The organism is Glycomyces sp. MUSA5-2, from assembly GCF_037034145.1.
Classification (GTDB): Bacteria; Actinomycetota; Actinomycetes; order Mycobacteriales; family Micromonosporaceae; genus Glycomyces; species Glycomyces artemisiae.
On the sequence record NZ_JBAGKG010000001.1, the window covers coordinates 1077337 to 1094187 of the forward strand.

24 protein-coding genes are annotated in these 16851 nt (G+C 64.5%); 10 read left to right on the top strand and 14 right to left on the bottom strand.

What is annotated here, in order from left to right:
• Nucleotides 1-128 precede the first annotated feature (128 nt).
• The 4 genes from WA640_RS05050 to WA640_RS05065 all read left to right on the top strand — a co-directional run bounded on the left by WA640_RS05050 (nt 129) and on the right by WA640_RS05065 (nt 3546).
• Entirely contained in the window at nt 129-1766 is a 1638-nt protein-coding gene (locus WA640_RS05050) for a recombinase family protein (RefSeq protein WP_335986398.1), read from the top strand.
• A gap of 133 nt (nt 1767-1899) precedes the next feature.
• Nucleotides 1900-2469 (top strand): hypothetical protein, encoded by a 570-nt coding sequence (locus WA640_RS05055; protein ID WP_335986399.1) that lies wholly within the window; start codon nt 1900-1902, stop codon nt 2467-2469.
• A gap of 78 nt (nt 2470-2547) precedes the next feature.
• On the top strand, nt 2548-2778 hold the full coding sequence (locus tag WA640_RS05060) for a hypothetical protein (protein ID WP_335986400.1): 231 nt from the start codon (nt 2548-2550) through the stop codon (nt 2776-2778).
• Between the two features lie 99 nt (nt 2779-2877).
• Entirely contained in the window at nt 2878-3546 is a 669-nt protein-coding gene (locus WA640_RS05065) for a recombinase family protein (protein ID WP_335986402.1), read from the top strand.
• 158 nt (nt 3547-3704) lie between these two features.
• Here WA640_RS05065 and WA640_RS05070 read toward each other — a convergent pair whose 3' ends face one another.
• From WA640_RS05070 to WA640_RS05095, 6 genes are all read right to left on the bottom strand, one after another.
• Nucleotides 3705-3944: a hypothetical protein gene (locus WA640_RS05070; RefSeq protein ID WP_335986403.1), complete on the bottom strand. Its 240-nt coding sequence runs from the start codon at nt 3942-3944 to the stop codon at nt 3705-3707.
• 117 nt (nt 3945-4061) lie between these two features.
• Nucleotides 4062-4532 (bottom strand): hypothetical protein, encoded by a 471-nt coding sequence (locus WA640_RS05075; RefSeq protein ID WP_335986404.1) that lies wholly within the window; start codon nt 4530-4532, stop codon nt 4062-4064.
• A gap of 331 nt (nt 4533-4863) precedes the next feature.
• Nucleotides 4864-5064: a hypothetical protein gene (locus tag WA640_RS05080; protein ID WP_335986405.1), complete on the bottom strand. Its 201-nt coding sequence runs from the start codon at nt 5062-5064 to the stop codon at nt 4864-4866.
• Between the two features lie 59 nt (nt 5065-5123).
• Nucleotides 5124-5327, bottom strand: a complete 204-nt coding sequence (locus WA640_RS05085; RefSeq protein WP_335986407.1) for a hypothetical protein — start codon at nt 5325-5327, stop codon at nt 5124-5126.
• 170 nt (nt 5328-5497) lie between these two features.
• The gene (locus WA640_RS05090) at nt 5498-5842 is read right to left on the bottom strand and encodes a hypothetical protein (protein WP_335986408.1); all 345 of its coding nucleotides are present in this window, start codon (nt 5840-5842) and stop codon (nt 5498-5500) included.
• A complete protein-coding gene (locus WA640_RS05095; protein WP_335986410.1) occupies nt 5814-6236 on the bottom strand; it encodes a hypothetical protein in 423 nt (140 codons plus the stop codon). The genes WA640_RS05090 and WA640_RS05095 overlap by 29 nt, the downstream gene beginning before the upstream one ends.
• 301 nt (nt 6237-6537) lie before the next feature.
• Here WA640_RS05095 and WA640_RS05100 point away from each other — a divergent pair, with 301 nt between their 5' ends.
• Nucleotides 6538-6717, top strand: a complete 180-nt coding sequence (locus WA640_RS05100) for a hypothetical protein (RefSeq protein ID WP_335986412.1) — start codon at nt 6538-6540, stop codon at nt 6715-6717.
• Nucleotides 6718-6844: 127 nt separating this feature from the next.
• Entirely contained in the window at nt 6845-7156 is a 312-nt protein-coding gene (locus WA640_RS05105; protein WP_335986413.1) for a hypothetical protein, read from the top strand.
• A gap of 287 nt (nt 7157-7443) precedes the next feature.
• Here the strand turns inward: WA640_RS05105 and WA640_RS05110 are convergent, their stop codons facing one another.
• The 5 genes from WA640_RS05110 to WA640_RS05130 all read right to left on the bottom strand — a co-directional run bounded on the left by WA640_RS05110 (nt 7444) and on the right by WA640_RS05130 (nt 10312).
• Nucleotides 7444-8997: an AAA family ATPase gene (locus WA640_RS05110; RefSeq protein WP_335986414.1), complete on the bottom strand. Its 1554-nt coding sequence runs from the start codon at nt 8995-8997 to the stop codon at nt 7444-7446.
• A gap of 133 nt (nt 8998-9130) precedes the next feature.
• A complete protein-coding gene (locus tag WA640_RS05115; RefSeq protein WP_335986416.1) occupies nt 9131-9298 on the bottom strand; it encodes a hypothetical protein in 168 nt (55 codons plus the stop codon).
• The gene (locus WA640_RS05120; RefSeq protein ID WP_335986417.1) at nt 9295-9549 is read right to left on the bottom strand and encodes a hypothetical protein; all 255 of its coding nucleotides are present in this window, start codon (nt 9547-9549) and stop codon (nt 9295-9297) included. Before WA640_RS05120 ends, WA640_RS05115 begins: the two co-directional genes overlap by 4 nt.
• Nucleotides 9550-9662: 113 nt before the next feature.
• The gene (locus WA640_RS05125) at nt 9663-9929 is read right to left on the bottom strand and encodes a hypothetical protein (protein WP_335986418.1); all 267 of its coding nucleotides are present in this window, start codon (nt 9927-9929) and stop codon (nt 9663-9665) included.
• Nucleotides 9930-10111: 182 nt separating this feature from the next.
• Nucleotides 10112-10312, bottom strand: coding sequence for a hypothetical protein (locus WA640_RS05130; protein WP_335986419.1), 201 nt, complete (start codon nt 10310-10312; stop codon nt 10112-10114).
• Nucleotides 10313-10558: 246 nt separating this feature from the next.
• Here WA640_RS05130 and WA640_RS05135 point away from each other — a divergent pair, with 246 nt between their 5' ends.
• Together WA640_RS05135 and WA640_RS05140 are read left to right on the top strand one after the other, a co-directional pair.
• Entirely contained in the window at nt 10559-11329 is a 771-nt protein-coding gene (locus tag WA640_RS05135; protein WP_335986420.1) for a helix-turn-helix domain-containing protein, read from the top strand.
• A 4-nt stretch (nt 11330-11333) separates the two neighbouring features.
• On the top strand, nt 11334-11507 hold the full coding sequence (locus WA640_RS05140) for a DUF397 domain-containing protein (RefSeq protein ID WP_335986422.1): 174 nt from the start codon (nt 11334-11336) through the stop codon (nt 11505-11507).
• 66 nt (nt 11508-11573) lie between these two features.
• Here WA640_RS05140 and mdh read toward each other — a convergent pair whose 3' ends face one another.
• On the bottom strand, nt 11574-12524 hold the full coding sequence (gene mdh, locus WA640_RS05145) for a malate dehydrogenase (protein WP_335986423.1): 951 nt from the start codon (nt 12522-12524) through the stop codon (nt 11574-11576).
• Nucleotides 12525-12789: 265 nt separating this feature from the next.
• On the opposite strand from mdh, the gene WA640_RS05150 reads away from it, so the two are divergent.
• Complete coding sequence (locus WA640_RS05150; protein WP_335986425.1) at nt 12790-13686, top strand: sulfite exporter TauE/SafE family protein; 897 nt, start codon at nt 12790-12792, stop codon at nt 13684-13686.
• Nucleotides 13687-13733: 47 nt separating this feature from the next.
• Here the strand turns inward: WA640_RS05150 and WA640_RS05155 are convergent, their stop codons facing one another.
• A complete protein-coding gene (locus tag WA640_RS05155; protein WP_106364049.1) occupies nt 13734-14900 on the bottom strand; it encodes an acyl-CoA dehydrogenase family protein in 1167 nt (388 codons plus the stop codon).
• Between the two features lie 306 nt (nt 14901-15206).
• Between WA640_RS05155 and WA640_RS05160 the strand changes: the two genes are divergently transcribed.
• Nucleotides 15207-16601 (top strand): UDP-glucose dehydrogenase family protein, encoded by a 1395-nt coding sequence (locus tag WA640_RS05160; RefSeq protein WP_219926722.1) that lies wholly within the window; start codon nt 15207-15209, stop codon nt 16599-16601.
• On the opposite strand, the gene WA640_RS05165 is transcribed toward WA640_RS05160, so the two are convergent.
• Complete coding sequence (locus WA640_RS05165; RefSeq protein ID WP_335986427.1) at nt 16598-16849, bottom strand: hypothetical protein; 252 nt, start codon at nt 16847-16849, stop codon at nt 16598-16600. The genes WA640_RS05160 and WA640_RS05165 overlap by 4 nt on opposite strands.
• Nucleotides 16850-16851: the final 2 nt, after the last annotated feature.

Consider the following 16851-nt stretch of genomic DNA (forward strand, 5'->3'; position numbering starts at 1 on the left):
ATCCGAACGCCCCGTTCGAGGACGCGGAACGACACGAGGGGCGCCCGCGAACCGCGGGCGCCCCTCGTGAACCCTGCTCTAGAGCTCGGCGACGTCGGCCACGATATAAAGATGACATACAATCGCTTATGAGCAAGCGAGTTCTTGGCGTGATACGCCTGAGCAGGGATTCTGATGAGTCCACGTCCCCCGAGCGCCAGCGCGAGCACATCGAACGATGGGCCGCCGCGTACGGGCACACGATCGTTGGCTGGGCCGAAGACGTCGGCGTGTCGGCATCGGTCTCGCCTTTCAAACGCGAGAAGCTCGGCCCCTGGCTGACTGACCCCCTGAAGATGACCACCTATGACGGGCTGGCTGCCTACAAGTTGGACCGCCTCTCACGTCGCCTGTTCCACACCACGGATCTGATGAAGTGGGCCCTTGACCACGGCAAAGACATCCTGTGCGTGGAAAACGGCTTCGACCTCAACTCCGCGATGGGCCGGATGATGGTCACGATCTTGAGCGTCATTGCTGAGGGTGAGTTGGAGGCGATCAAGGAGCGGACCACCGATTCACACGCCAAGCTCCGGAAACTCGGGCGATGGACCGGAGGCACCCCGCCGTTCGGCTACCGTCCGGTCAAGAATCCTGATGGCGAGGGGCACGTACTCGAACTCCACCCGGACACGGCTCCGGTAGCTCGGGAGATCATCAAGCGTGCGATCGATGGCGAGTCGATGAACTCGATCTGCGTCGACCTCAATAAGAGAGGTATCAAGTCGCCGCGCGGGCGGCTGTGGCAAACGCAGACGCTCCACGAGTTCCTGCGATCCCGCCGTCTCCTGGGCCAAGGCACCACGCGGGGGAAGAAAGGAGAGAACCGCACGCCCGAAGTCAAGCGGGGTGCGGATGGGCTCCCCCTTCAATACGGCCCTGCACTCGTAGAGAAGGACGATTGGAAGCGGCTTCAAGTCGCCTTGGACAAGCGCGCTAAGTCCAAGTCCTGGTCACGGCGAGGCAAGCCCGGCCTCTTGACCGACATCGCCCACTGCGCGAAATGCGGGAAGAAGCTGTACATCAAGCGCCGGAGCGACCGGCCTGAGCACCCTGGCTACTACCGCTGCATGTCTCCCGAATGCACGTCGGTCTCATTCCGCGCTGACCACCTCAACGCATTGGGGAGCTACGGAGCCATGCTCGCGCTCTGGAGAATCCCCGAGACGGAGCGCGTGTTCATCCCGGGCGTGGACCACACCGCCGACATAGAGGAGGCTGAGGAAGCCCTTCGAGACACCATCGAACGGTCGGCCGGAAAGACGGGTCGCGCTCGTGCCATCTGGGATGAGCAGATTGCGAGCCTGGAGGCCCGGCTCTCGCACCTAGAATCGCTGCCCACCGAGACGGCTCGGTATGAGTACGTGTCGACCGGCCGGACCTACGGCGACGCCTGGGCCACGAGCGCGGATGAGCGAACACGTGGTGACCTCTTGCGAACAACCGGCCTCAAGATCGACGTGTCGGCGGACGGGTCGACTCGGTGGGCATGGCCCGATGACCTTGCGGCCCAAATGGAAGAAGGCAACAGACCCCGGCGGGCTGTGGATATCGCACGTATCGCGGAGCGTTCTATTACGGGCCGGATTCTCATGCGCGGCAACACGATCGAGGCGACCACGATGGATCTAGGGGAGGCTGTGGACCTGCTTCGGACCATGTTCGCGGGTGCTGCGGAGGCGACGGGCGATTCCGGCTTGCTCGCCCTGGTCGACATCCCCGCATGACGGCTCGGTGCATAGGCCCTATTCAACCGAACGGCGCTAAGGACCGGCCTATCAAGCTATTAGACGAGGTCATCGGCCCTTTTACGGTTGTCTATCGCTCCACAAGGGAGCATGACACCGAAGGAGAACCCCGATGGACTTCAACAACCCCGACACGATCGCGAACCTCAAGGGCGAGACGGTCCGTATCGTGCTGACCACGGGTGACACCGTGACCGGCACCTTCAAGGGCGCGAACGCGAAGGGCGTGCGGATCGTGCCCGAGGGCAAGACGAACGAGACTTCCCGCGTGTGGTCCCGCGTTGCCGACATCCACGTCCTGAGCGAAGCGGCCGACAACGGCGAAGAAGTCGAGGACACCCGGACCGAGCGCGACTACGAGTCCGAGGTGGCCGCGTTCTTCACGGAAGACGTCCTCAACGCGGACGTTGAGTCCGAGGACGGGAACCCCGACCGTGGAGACATGGACGAAGACATGACCGTGCCCGACGACGCCTCCGAGCTGACCGCTGAGGCCCCGGCGCTCCCCGGCGCCGTGTCGACCCCCGCCCAACTCGCCGTGATCTTCGGTGTCTCCGCGTTCCAAATCCGTCAGGCGCTCCGGTCGCTCGGGCTGAACGTCGGCCGAGGCAAGAAGTACGACCTGTCGGACCTGACCACGACGCAGCTCACGACGATCCGCGAGGCGGTGAAGGCCAAGTGAACCCCGCTCTCGCGCTCCTGATCCCGATCCTCTTCGGCCTCGTCGTCATCGTCAACCTCGCTCGTGAAGGAAACGCCCATGCTCAACCGCGCCCTCACCGCAACCGCCGTCCTCGCCGCGATCGTCGCCGTGACCTCCGCACACCTGGTGCGCAAGGCCGCCAACTCGCCCCGGGCGCTGGTGGTGATCGTCTGCCTCGCGTACTTCGGGTGCGCGGCGCTCATGCTCCTCGTCATGCCCGATCGGCTCGCGGCCCTGTGGTCACGGCTCACGGAAATGGCCTCTACCGCGTGGTCCGCGATTAGCTGACTTCCTCCCGCGCCGCATGGTGGAGTGGCGCGAAGACCCCCCGTCCTGGCTGGCGACGGGGGGTCTTTCCATGTCCCCCAACATCTTTGAGAGGTTCATATGAAGACCGTGACCATGATCGGATACCTGCGCCGGAGCAAGGTCAACAAGAAGCACCCTGAGATCACCGCACACGGCATCGAGGCCCAACGTGCGGCAATCCTCCGGGAGGCGCGATATCGGGGCTGGAGATTGATCTGGGCTCCCGTAGACGACGGCCGGACCGGTGCCAACGTCAACCGCCCCGGGATCGCATGGGCGCTCGCCGAACTGAAGGCGGGTCGCGCTGACGGTCTGGTGGTCGCCAAGCTCGACCGGCTGTCTCGGTCGGTGGCGGACTTCGGCACGATCGTCAAGCGCTCCCGCGATGAGGGCTGGTCCATCGCGCTCCTCGACCTCGGTGTCGACACGTCCACACCCAACGGCAAGCTGGTAGCCGGGATCATCGTGCAGATAGCCGAGTGGGAACGCGACATCATCGCCGAACGGACGAAGGATGGGCTGGAAGCGGCCCGAGAGGCCGGTAAGACGCTTGGTAGGCCCCGCTCCATAAGCGACCACACCACGGCCCGGATACTCGGCCTGCGTCGATCTGGGAGCACCTACCGGGCCATTGCCGATGCGCTCAACCATGAGGGTGTTCCCACTGCTCACGGCGGGAAGATGTGGCGCTCGTCCACCATCCGAGGCGTGATTCTTCGCGGTGAGCGGCAATCGGGCGATTCCTGAGAACTGAACAGCACCCCCGCCCGGGGGAATGACGAGGCGGGGGCGCTGAGTAGGGAGCGAGGGACCTCACCGGCCATTGGCTGAAACAGAAGTGAGGCCCCTCGGGGAGTCCACACCCCCGGGAAGAAAGAGGAAGCCCCGGAGCCGTGGAGGTCTAACTACTCGCCATCGACGTACCGGGCGCGGCGCTCGTAGACGGCGGTCTTGAGTTCGTCCGTGTCGGCATGGAAGCCGAGATTCGACATGACCGACTGGATCTCGGATACGTCCTTGAGTAGATCCGCATCGCTCCGGCCGATTCGCTCATCGAGCCCAGGTAGAGAGGTCAGTGAGTTCTGCCGAGTCAGAGAAGCCGGCCTGCATTCTGCGATGCTGAACAGCAGTCTTGAGGTCGCCACGACTGCACGTGTAGTTGTACCGGTCGAGTTCGTTGCGGCACAACGAGGTTCCGGCCGAACGGCGCGGCACGAGCTTATCGAGCGTCGTCTCGACCTCGGAGGCATTCTGAAGCCGAGTCATCGCGCACCTGCCTTGCCTCGCCGCTTCGCTTGGAGCATGAGCACGGCGCGGAGCGATCCGGTCTGCGCGTTGTAGGGCCCTTCGCCTGACGGGAATTGCGCGTTTAGCCTGCGTGCGAGTTCGGCAACAGTCTCGGACTTGACCTGTCCGACATCGGCGAGGTCTGCATCTACACGGTCGAGGAGGTCATGCGTGATCGCGTCCTCGCCTGCGAAGCCTTGCCGACGATCACGGCGCGCGTCTCGCTCGGCGGATGCGCGCGTGAGCCGGTCGACCACACTTCCCCCGGTGCGTTCACGGAGGGCTGCGTCTTCGTTGCGCGCCTTGGTGAGCGCGGCTTCGAGGCGTGCGTCATGCTCGCGCTTGGCTGCCGCGATGTCGTCTCGCTCGGGGAGGAGGCGGCGGGACTTGAGCCGCCATTCCAGGTCGAAGTGCTTGCGGATATGGGGATAGTCGTTGGTAGTCATGCGTAGCCGCTCTCAGAGTCGTGTCGATGGAGGCGGCGGGGTGTGGTCCCTAGTGCGTTAGTTCTCCACACCTCCGCCAATACGACCACCAGAACGGGTGAGACGCGGAGCTATTCGTCGCTGTTGCCGGAGGCTCGATGCGGAACGCGAGCCAACGTTCTGCATACCCGGCTGGGTGCTTCTGTCCGCGTCCGGACATCCACACCCGACACGATCGCTCTAAAGCCATCACGGCCTATCGCTCACGACTGCAAGTAGTCGTGTCGACAACATACGCGGCCCGTTCAAAAGACCGCAACTGAGCGCGAAACGAGCGATTCGGATACTGAGATTAAAAACCCTTTGTCATTCTTTCATCATCCGGTTTAGTGCCTGATCGAATGTACTTTTCCAGAACTTCAACGCAATTAAAGAATGCGTAAAGCTCATCCGGACGTTGTTCGATGATGTTCGCGGCGGCCTGGACTGCTGCGGCCCGAATACGGATGTCGGTGTCAAGGGCTTCGCCCGGACTCTGAAAACCATTGCTCATCCCCTCATGATCCGCCCGAAGGCGTTCCCGCGCTGGGGAACCGGAAGGTTACCGACGAGTTAGCCAGAGACTGACTCGTACTTCTTATCCTCGGGTTTGGTGCCGTTTCGGATGTACGCCTCGAAGACTTCAACATTGTCGAAGAACTTGCTCATCCTCTGGCTTGAACCCGAGGCGAAGCTCGCGGCGGCTTGAACCGCTGCGGCTCGGATGGCCTGATCATTAAGGGCGGCGTCTTTGGCGCTCAGGAAGGGTACGGTCATCGCCCGAGTCTCCCACCGATGAGGACGGCGGGACATCCCCTAGTTGTGGGAACAACCCTTCCCCTGAACGATGATTCGGCCCTGGCTAGAGGTCCATCCATGCGTCCGGGTCATCGTCGTCATCGTCCAACCCCGTGATGGGGGTCTGCCTGGGAGCCGCTGAGATTGATCTAGAGGGAGTGGGGTGCGCGGTCGGTGTCGTCGGTTGGGGTCACCCCTAGAGTGGCCTCGTGCGCGGTCATGATCTGGCGCGCGTGGTCGAGGGCGGCACTGACCCGCGAGCGTCGGGCCTTTTGCTGGGCGATGGTCTCAACGCGGCACGCGGCAGTCCGGGCGTGCGGGTACGGCCTGAGCGATGGGGTAAGTCCAAGCGCGGCCATCGCATCGGCAATGAGCGGGATCATGCGGCCCTCCTCGAGGTGGACCACACACCTCCGGTTCTGTTGCGCGGCTTTGCGCTTGGCCTCGCGGAGCGTCGCCTCAACGCTAAACGGCATCGTAGTCCTCACCATCATCACGGGGATTCTGAAGTTCGATGACCTGCTTGACCGGGATCGCGAGGCCGAGGAGCCTGACGCGCTTCTCCTCGATCGCGGCCAACTTGCCAATAGCTTCGAGCCTCTGGCTAATCGAAGCGTCCGGTTGCTTTAGGATCTCGCGGAGCTTGCGGACAAGATCGTCGTATCGCTCCTCGACTGTCGCCCGGTACTGGTCCACACCCTCAACCGCGCGTTCATTGAGCAAGTTGTTCACGTGGCGACTCGCGTACTTCACCGTACAGCCAAGCTCCTTGGCGATCACGTCATAGGGCTGTCCGTCGCGACGCATCTCAAGGGCTCTGAGGGCCAATTCCCGACGTTCGGACTGGGTTCGACGTCCCTTGCTTCGCCCGTTCGGCACTGCGCCCATTTCGAGTTTCCTTAGTGAGAGTGGGTTCTAGTCTTGATTGCCAATGAAATACACATATTCTGTCTTCCGCGACACAACACCTGAGTCAAGTAGCTCCTGCATCGCATCCGCCATCCCGTCGCTCGCGCCCGTGAACAACTCCGAGTGAGGCAGCGCGCCACCCTTGAGCGCCCGTAGAATGAGCCTCGTAGCCCGCTCCACACCCTCACGCCGTTCCGTCGCCATTCCCGCCCCCGCATTCCGAAATACCCACATCCTAAGAAACCCCGCCAATAGGCAGCAACTGCCGAAAGGAAGTTCCATGCCCCACAGCCCTTCTGACATTTACTGGTGGCGCAGAAACATCAAGATCGAGAACCCCCAAGGCAAGAAGGACCGCATCGTCATCTCGCTCCCCGAACACGTCGACATCCGCTCGGTCACTGACGGAGCCCGAGACCGCACTTACATCGTCGTGATCCCCCGCGACGACACCGCCTGACCCGGCCCGCGTGAGCCCGTCACGGACGATCTGAGAGCCCTTCGCGCCCGTCTTCCATCGACCCTGTCACCATCCGCAATGAACTCATATACGCTGAGTTCACTACTCGCACCAAGGGAGGCACCCGATGAGCGAGCTTCAAGCGGCACTATCAGACGCAGAAACTCAAGACGTGATCCTGTGGGCTACGGTTCGGTGGAAGACCCACATTGTCGACAAGGTTCCATATCGCCTTGGGGCCGAGCTGAAGGCCGAATCTCCGATCACCACCGAGCAGGCTGAATTGATCAACAGCCATCCGCTCGAAATTCGGTACGAAGTTGGCGAGAGTACAACCGTGATCTTCCCCGACGCGACTACCTTTGAACTCCCCGTCTCCGAAGGCGACGACTCGGTCAAGTTCGTTTACGCGGATGGGAAGGGCTTCCCGATCGAGTAGGACTTGCACCTCCAAGGCCAACCATCCACATTGCACCTGTTCCCGCGATCATTACGGCCATATACACACGTTCGTAACTTCGTAATTATCCCAGGTCAGAGGCCATATTGACCGTAACGAATCGTAACGTTGACCGTAATTATTACAGGACACGATCGGTGTGATTACTTATTGTGATCGTTACGCCGAGAATTACGGCATCGTTACGGCCATACCGGTGCCGACCTGGGAAAATTACGTTGTTACGGCGTAACCCCGCCACGCGGGACCAAGTGGATTGTGGATGGTTACTCCACCAGTCGGTAGTGACCTCGCCCTTCCTTCACCACGAGCGGGCTTGCACTGCTCACCATCGTGAGCAACCGCTGCCTGACCGTATTCACATCAATGCCGGTATGGTCCGCAATCTCCTTGGGAGAGTTGTGGTCAGGCCAGATCTTGAGGTGGTCGACAATGGCCTTCTGAGTGCTCTGCATGCCCAGCTCGGCGGGCCTCTCGTTAGTAGCCGTCCACAGCGGGGTCTGGAACATCCAGACGCTCTCCTGCTCCTCCACGTCTCGGCCGGTCACCTTGGCTACCACACGACTCTCGTTTCGCTTACGCTCGAGGTTGATGATCGTGTCAGCCCCTCCGGTGAGTTTGGTGTGGCCCGAGGCCATTGCTACAAAATCGCCGCTCTCGGCTTTCCTGGTGTGATGCGTAGCGACGATCGCGATGCGGTAGTGGTCGGCAATCTTCTTGAGCGTCGCCATAGCCTTCTCCTCGGCCTTGCCTGGCTCCCGGTTCCGGCTTGCCTCGTCGCGCAGGCGGCTCAAGGTGTCGATGATGACAAGGCGGCACTCCGGGTGCTCGTCCAGCCAGTCCTCCAACTGCTCGGCTCCGCCCTCTTCGAGCGTCGGCCACTCCAGCGCAAAGTGCAACTCATGCTGTTTGTTCCACGATCCGAGCGCCTCGATCAACTGCTCGCTCCGGTCCTGCATCCGGCGCTGCGAGGGGTCGTCTAGAGCGATCATCAGGACCTCTCCGGGGGGTGCCTTGGCCCCGAGCACTTCACTGCCCTCAGTGACCGCTAGAGCGATGTTGAGCATGAGCCACGTCTTGCCGATCTTCGGAGCCGCGACGAGCATCGTCACGCCCTCGGGGATCAAGCCCGGGATCACCCACTGGAGCGGCGCGAACTTAGCCTTTCGGAGCTCGCTCAACGTCCACGAAGTCTGACGTTCTGCGACTTCGCCAGCCTGTTCGGAGCCGTCTTCTACCTGGGCTTTCTCAATCTCGCGCAACTGGAGCATGACCTCGTAGTCGTCAGGCATGAACTCGTCGTCCAAGTCATCGATAGTGCCGCCCGCTTTAGTGATGGCCTTCAAGCGCCTCATGAACCGTCGCCGTGTGGCTCGTGCCTTTCGCGCCCATGCATCTTCCTGCGCAGCAGCGGTTCCTTCCAAGATGTCTGCGGCGGTCTGGAAGGTCCATGCGGGCGGGGGTGGGGGCGGATACCCGTATTCGGCATGCTCGGTCTCTATCGTCGATCTGATGGCTTCTTCCGACATCCCCGTGAACCGGTCCGGCCCGATACCGACGAGATGGTCGAAGGTAACGCCGAGCGCGTCGATCTGCCGCAACTCGTCACCGCTCAACCGGCCGAGTACGATCTTCGCCTGATTGTGCGTGAGGAACTCGTCCAAGTCGTCCGGCTCACCACAGCCTAGAATGTTGAAAGTTTTCTCTGGCGTGAGTTCTCCTAGAGACCTGATTCGCTCGATTCTGCGATTGATTTTCCACTCATCGCGTTCTGGGTTGAACCCCCTCACGAGAAATGTGGGTGGCGCGTTATCCGTCATGATAGGATCGACCTATCCTTTCTATTGATTGACTTGTCTACGGCATCGGCAGTCATTCGGACGAGGTGTAAATTCTCCTTTCTGGTTGAGCAGTTGCGATGGGGCCTCCAATGCCTTCTGGAGGCCCCATCGTTTAGCCTTGGAGGCGGTATTCTTCTTTCGGCATCTCCATGATCAACTTCTCGTAGATCTCGGCTGCGGCTTCCTGGGTGAGGAGCCCGAGCTGCCAAATGTCCTCCAAGAAGTCCGTACGGCGCATCTTCTCCTCGAAGTACGCCCGATCTACCTGCCTACCGTTCATTCTTCTGTCTCTTTCTTAAGCGGGTTGGGGCCGCCCAACGACTCCTCTGTGAAAAGTTCTTCGAGCGGGACACCGAGGTACTCGGGGAGCCGTTCGCGAATGCCCATACCGGGCCGGTGCCGCCCGAGAAGTGCGTCACGGAGCGACATGCGATTGACTTCGATGTCTACCGCGCATTTCTCGATTGCTCCGTATCCTTTGTATTTGAGGATGGCGTGAGCTGGCTGCCTTCCGAATCGTGTTTCTTTCATATATCCATGCTAAATGCTAACTATCAATCACTGTCAACTCGCTCACAATGATGATTTTAGTTAACCTTTAGGACTGTATGGAGCAGGCAATTGATGCCGGGGCTGGAATCGTTCTATTCGAAGTACCGCGAGTCTTCGGGTTCGATAATCAACGGCACGGCCGTGATGTCGTACTTGTTGATGATCCTCGTCAACTCCCACCGATCAACCTTGCCACTTTCGATGTTTCTCTGGAGGGCTTCGATCTTTTGGCAAGTTCGTTCGACTTCGGGCCATATTTGCTTGAGGGCCAGATACTCATCATCGAGGTACTTCCGAGTCTCGGCCTTGGCGATTGATGCCCATTCGGCATCTAGGTCTGGTTCTCCGTTGCCTGACATGGCTGCATCCCTTCGTGATCGCTATGCCTCCATAGCAACCTCAAAGTAGCGAGATTCGAGCCATGACGGGGACGAGAAGGCACATCTTGAAGTGAAGCCGGGAGAATTGATGCTTAAGGGGCCCGCTTGCGTTGGATATCCCCGGTGTGGCCTCGCACGCACCCCGTATCGAGTGGGCTGGGTTACCAGTTCGGACGCTGGGGACCTTCGGCTATCACCTGGGCGATCTTGTAATGCACGCATGGGAAGTCGACGTTCCGAACCCCGTCGAACTCACACCCCCGGCACTTGCCTGTCTCGGTGTCGGGAAAGTGGCGACGCATCGTGCGCTTGGCGCTCTCGATGGCCTCGGGTTTGCTCCACTCTTCCATCAGCCGTTGCATGTTCGCACTACCGCCTCACAGGGCCACTCTTGTTGACACTCTCCACACCTGCCGCCGTTGTCGTCGGCGGGTGTGTGGACAGCATCGGAGGCCATGACATCGACGCTACGGAGGTCGGGGCGAGGACACACCTTCCGCGTTGCGGAAGCTCAAAGTAGTCTCTTGTGGAACGTCCGGAGATCGGACACCGGTTTCGAGCCTCCGCGACATTCCACTGCGGCCCAAGTCATGGCAATGTGTTCGGGCATGGGAGCCATGCTCAAGCGCCGACAGCTCGGCCGACACCTTCGACGCCTCCGCCTCGATTCCGGTAAGACCGTGAACGCCATACTGCGCGCGAAGATCATGGGGAAGTCCAAGTTGTACGACATCGAGGGCGGGAAGCAACCCGAACTCTCCTGGCCGGAGATTCAAGAGCTGGCCCGGCTCTACGGAGCACCGGAAGACCTCGTCGCCGAACTCGTCCGCATGGCCCGTGAGTCGCTAGAGCCTGGCTGGTGGGAGCCGTTCACGACTTCGATGGTCAAGGACTTCGCCCTGCTGCTCGAACTTGAGCAAGTGTCGGACCGGATCTTCATCTACGCGAGCGAACTCGTCCCCGGCTGGTTCCAATCGCTCGACTACATGAGGAGCATCGATGGCATCACCGACGAGGCCGTGAAGCTCCGCGAGCAACGGCAAGTCCGGTTCTGGGCGCGCGACCCGGCCCCTGGGATCATCGTGGTGCTCAACGAGGCCGTGCTCCGGCGCGGTATGACCCCCGGCCAGCGCGAACGCCTTAGAAGCGAGGCTGAGCGGCCTAACGTCGATGTGCGCGTGCTGCCGTTCGATGCCGGTATGCACGCCTCCATGGACAGCTCCTACATGATCTTGGACTTCCCCGACGAGGAGGACCCGGATGTCGTCTACCTGGAGTCCCGAGACGGCATCCGGTTCGAGGAGGGCCCTGCGACGGTTGCGCACTTCCGACGTACATTTAGTGCGACGCGTCAACTGTCGATCCTGATGGAGGAGTAGCGCGATGAGCACATGGCGTAAGTCAAGTCGGAGTGGCGCTAACAACAACTGCGTTGAGGCCCGCTCCGAGGGGAACGGCTTTCAAGTCCGGGACTCGAAGCTCAACGAGGAGTCTCCGGTGTTCGACATGACGCCTGCTGATTTCACGAGCCTGCTGGCGTCGGCCAAGCGGCGGTAGCCCAAGACGACGAATGCCCCCGACCGTGTGGCCGGGGGCATTTAGCTATCTACCTGCGACGCCAAATCACAATTCGGCGACGTCGGCCTGCTTGGCGCGGACGGCCTCGGCGGCCTCCTTCAGGTTCGCCAGCTCGCCGTCCGTCAGCGGGGTCTCGACGACCTCCTTGACGCCCTCGGCGCCGATCTTCGCGTTGACGCCCAGGTAGACGCCGGAGATCCCGTACTCGCCGTCGACCCACGCGCACACGGGCATGACCGCGCCGGAGTCCTCGGCGACGGCCTTCGCCATGCGGGCTGCCGCGGCCGACGGCGCGTAGTACGCCGAGCCGGTCTTGAGCAGCGCCACGATCTCGGCGCCGCCGTTGCGGGTCTTGGTCACCAGCTCCTCGACCTTGTCGGCCGGGAGGAGCTCGGCGAGCGGCTTGCCGTCGACCGACGACTGCGAGGGGACGGGCACCATGGTGTCGCCGTGCGAGCCGAGCGTCAGGGTCGTCACCGACTTGACGGGGACCTGGAGCTCCTCGGCCACGAAGTTCGTGAAGCGGGCGGTGTCGAGCATGCCCGCCTGGCCCAGGACCCGGTGCTTGGGGAAGCCGGAGGCGAGCTGCGCGAGGGCGGTCATCTCGTCGAGCGGGTTCGAGACCACGATGATGACGGCGTTCGGGGAGTGCTTGACGAGGTTCTCGGTGACGCCGCGGACGATGCGGGCGTTCACTTCGAGGAGGTCCATGCGGCTCATGCCGGGCTTGCGCGGGAGGCCCGCGGTGATGACGATGACGTCGGACCCGGCGGTCTTCTCGTAGCCGTTGCCGTCGTTGTCGGTCGTGGCCCCGACGACCTTGGTCTCGAAGCCCTCGATGGTGCGGGACTGGTTCATGTCCAGGGCGATGCCCTCGGGCTTGCCGTCGACGATGTCGGTGAGGACGACCTCGTCGAAGACGTCGTACTCGGCCAGGCGCTGGGCGGTGGTGGAGCCGTAGAAACCGGCGCCGACGACCGTGACCTTCTTACCCATCGAATGCTCCTCTGCATTGCTCGAAAGCCTGTGTGTCGCGCAGGCTGGTTGCCGGTAGGGGCTACGCGAGCGTAACCAGGACCGTTCCCCCACGCTATGACCCTGGTCTCGCCCAGCGCATCCGGCCCCTCACCGGGTGGCGGGCGCCTCTGATCCGGCATGCCGGAGGCGCGCGGGGACGCCCGCGCCGGCCCCGCCGGACGCCCGCGGGAGCACTCGCGGCGCCGTTCTATCCTGGTGCCGTCCGAACCGGAGGGAGCCGCACGTGCCCGTCTCGATCGCCGTCGCCTCCGCCGCGGCGGCGGGCCTCGTCGCCCAGCTCGTCGACGGCGCCCTGGGCATGGGCTTCGGCACCGTCGCGGCCGCGATGCTCACCGGGATCGGCCTCGCGCCCGTCGTGGCCGCCGCCGCGCTCGCCTCCGCCTCCCTGGTCTCCGGCGTGATGGCCGCGGCCGCGCACACCCGCTTCGGGAACGTCCACTGGCCCACCGCGATCCGCCTCGCCGCCGCCGGCGCTGTCGGCGGCTTCGCCGGGGCCTGGGCGCTGGCGTCCCTCGCCGGACTCGACGGCGCCACCCCCGTCGCCAGCGCCGCCCTCATCGCGGTCGGCGCGGTCCTCGCCTGGCGCGGCTACCACGGGCGGCTCCCCCTCGGTCCGGCCCGCACCGGCTTCACGCTCCCCGCGGGCCTCGTCGGCGGCTTCGCCGGAGCGGTCTCCGGCGGCTGGGGCCCGGTCACGGTGCCCGTCCTCCTCGCCGTCTCCCGCCTCGAACCGCGCCGCGCGGTCGGCTCGGCCGCGGTCGGCCAGACCTCCGCCGCCGCGGCCGCGCTCCTCGGCTTCTGGATCTTCGCCCCGCAGTCTCTTTCCGTGGGCATGCCCCTCGCCGAGGGCCTCGCGCTCGGCGGCGCCGTCGCGGCCCCGTTCGCCGCGTGGCTCACCGGCCGCATCCCGCCCGCGAAGCTCACGGCCACGATCGGCATGCTCGCCGTCGCCCTCCACCTCCGCGCCCTCCTCGCGGGCCTCGCCCTCCCCTGGCCGCTCGTCGCCGCCGCCTACCTCGCCCTCGCCGCCGTCTGGGCCGTCGCCCTCACCGGCCCCCGCAAGCGCCCCGCCCCCGAACTCCCCGAGCAGCGCGCCGAACGCATCGAAGCCGAGGCATAGAAAGAGGCGGGCCCTGAACGGACCCGCCTGCTGCTCCCTCGATCGGTCTAGAACGCGTTGCCGCGCTGGAGCTCCCGGGCGATGACGATGCGCTGGACCTGGTTGGTGCCCTCGTAGATCTGGGTGATCTTGGCGTCGCGCATCATGCGCTCCAGGGGGAAGTCGCGGGTGTAGCCGTATCCGCCGAGGACCTGGACCATGTCGGTGGTGATCTGCATGGCGGCGTCGGAGGCGAAGCACTTGGCGGCGGCGCCGAAGTAGGTGAGGTCGGCGTCGCTGCGCTCGGAGCGGGCGGCGGCGGCGTAGGTGAGCTCCCTTGCGGCGCTGATCTTCATGGCGGCGTCGGCGAGGAGGAACTGGACGCCCTGGAACGCGGCGATCGGCTTGCCGAACTGCTCCCGCTCGGCGGCGTAGGCGGTGGCCGCGTCGAGGGCGCCCTGGGCGATGCCGAGGGCCTGCGCGGCGATGGTGACGCGGGTGTGGTCGAGGGTGCGCATGGCGAGCGAGAACCCCTGGCCCTCTTGGCCGATGAGCCGGTCGGCGGGCAGGCGCACGCCGTCGAAGTAGACCTCCGCGGTCGGGGAGCCCTTGATACCGAGCTTCTTCTCGGGCTTGCCGAAGGACACGCCCGCGTCGTTCTTCTCGACCACGAACGCGGAGATCCCCTTGGGGCCCTTGCCGGGCTCGGTGACGGCGAAGACCGTGTAGTACTCGCTGACGCCCGCGTTGGTGATCCAGCGCTTGACGCCGTCGAGGACCCACCCGTCGCCGTCCTTGACGGCCCGGGTCGTCATCGAGGCGGCGTCGGAGCCCGCCTCGGGCTCGGAGAGGCAGTAGGAGAACATCGCGTCCCCGGCCGCGACGGGCGGCAGGTAGCGGCGCTTGAGGTCTTCGGAGCCGTCGAGGAGGACCGGGAGGGACCCGAGCTTGTTGACCGCGGGGATGAGCGAGGAGGACGCGCACGCGCGGGCGACCTCTTCGATGACGATGGCGGTGCCGAGCGCGTCGATGCCCGCGCCGCCGTACTCGGCGGGGATGTGCGGGGCGTGGAGGTCGGCGGACTTGAGGGCCTCGTAGGACTGCTCGGGGAACGTCGCGGTCTCGTCGGCCTCGGCGGCGTGCGGGGCGACCCCGGCGTCGCAGACCGAGCGGGTCGCGGCGCGGATGTCGTCGTACTCTTCTGGCAGCTGATAGGGGCTGAACCCGGTGGACATCGATGGCTCCCGGCAGTGTCTCTGCGCAGTGTCCCTGCGTAATTGTTACTCGTCGGTAATACCCGCCGAGTGTAGCCCATGGACCGTCCGACCGGTGACGGCCGACACCGTGAATTATCCGCGGCTTCCCCGCAACGTCATCGGAAGTTCAAGCGTGGAGCTGAATATACGATGGCGCAGGCCATAGGGACGTTCACGTACAATTCGAGGTCGCCGCGCGATGCGGGATCATGTGTACGGGCGCCGCAGCACCCCGGACCCGCACCGACCAGCACTGCACCGATCTACAGACAGGGCACGCATCTGATGGCCAACGCGAACCAGACCCCCTCGCAGAACCCGACGACCCGTCCCCGCATCTCCTTCCTGGGCTGCGGCTACCTCGGGGCGACCTACGCGATCTGCTTCGCGGAACTGGGCTACGAGGTGATCGGGTACGACGTCGACTCCCCGAAGATCGAGGCCCTGGCCTCCGGAGTCCTCCCGATCCACGAGCCGGGCCTGCCCGAGCTGCTGAAGAAGAACCTCGACACGGGGCGCCTGCGGTTCACCACGGACATCAAGGCCGTCGCCGACTTCGCCGACGTCCACTTCATCTGCGTCGGCACCCCCCAGCTCAAGGGCGAGCACCGCGCGGACCTGTCCTACATCGAGTCCTCGGTGGTCGACCTCGCGCAGCACCTGACGCGCAAGGTCCTCATCGTCGGCAAGTCGACCGTGCCCGTGGGCACCGCGCAGTGGGTCCAGGAGCTCGTCGACCGCCACGCCCCCGAGGGCCTGGGCGTCGAGGTCGGGTGGAGCCCGGAGTTCCTCCAGGAGTCGAACGCGATGCACGACGTGCTGCGCCCCAACCGGATCGTCTACGCCGCCCAGTCCGAGTGGGCCTCCGACCTGCTCAAGGACGTCCACCGCGGCCTCCTGGAGCTCGCCGCGGTCGAGGACCGCGAAGTGCCGGTCGTCGAGACCGACCTGGCGACCGCGGAGCTGGTGAAGGTCGCGGCGAACGCGTTCCTGTCGACCAAGATCTCCTTCATCAACGCGATGGCCGACCTGTGCGAGGTCACCGGCGGCGACGTCGCCGACCTGGCGAAGGCCATCGGCTACGACCAGCGCATCGGCAACAAGTTCCTGCGCGCCGGCATCGGCTTCGGCGGCGGCTGCCTGCCGAAGGACATCCGGGCGCTCTCGGCGCGCGCGGGCGAGCTCGGCGTGGGCGAGTCGTTCCGGTTCCTCGACGAGGTCGACGCCGTGAACACCCGCCGCCGCGCGCACACCGTGCGGTCCGTGGCGAATCTCGTGGGGCGCACGCCGGGCCCGAACGGGCCGGACCTGTCGGGCGTGCGCATCGCCTACCTGGGCGCGACGTTCAAGCCCGACACCGACGACATCCGCGACTCCCCCGCCCTCGACATCGCCCGCCGCCTGCGCGCGGCGCGCGCCGACGTCGTGGTCTACGACCCGGAGGGCCTGGAGAACGCGAAGGCGTTCGCGCCGGAGCTGTCGTTCGTGAAGACCCTCGCCGAGGCCGTGGCGGGCGCCGACGTGGTGTGCGCGATGGTCCCGTGGGAGGAGTTCCGCACCCTCGACCCCGAGGCCCTGGGCCGCCAGGTCGCCGAGCGCCGCCTCCTCGACGGCATGAACGCCTACGACCCGGAGCAGTGGCGCAAGCACGGCTGGACATACCAGGGCATCGGCCGCTAAGTCGCGATGTTCACCCGCGTGAACGGCCACGCGTGCGGGGCCCGCGCGATGAGCTCCTCCGGCGGGTCCGGGAGGCGGCGCGGAGGCTCGTCGGCGACCGCGATCACGACGACGCGGTCGCCCGCGACGAACACTTCGGTGCGGACCGCGGGGTCGGCGATCGCGCGCACGCCCTCGTCGAGGACCCAGCGCAGCAGTTCCGCGCCGCGGCCCTCGGCGGCCTTGGCCTCCCACATCAGGGTGTCCACCG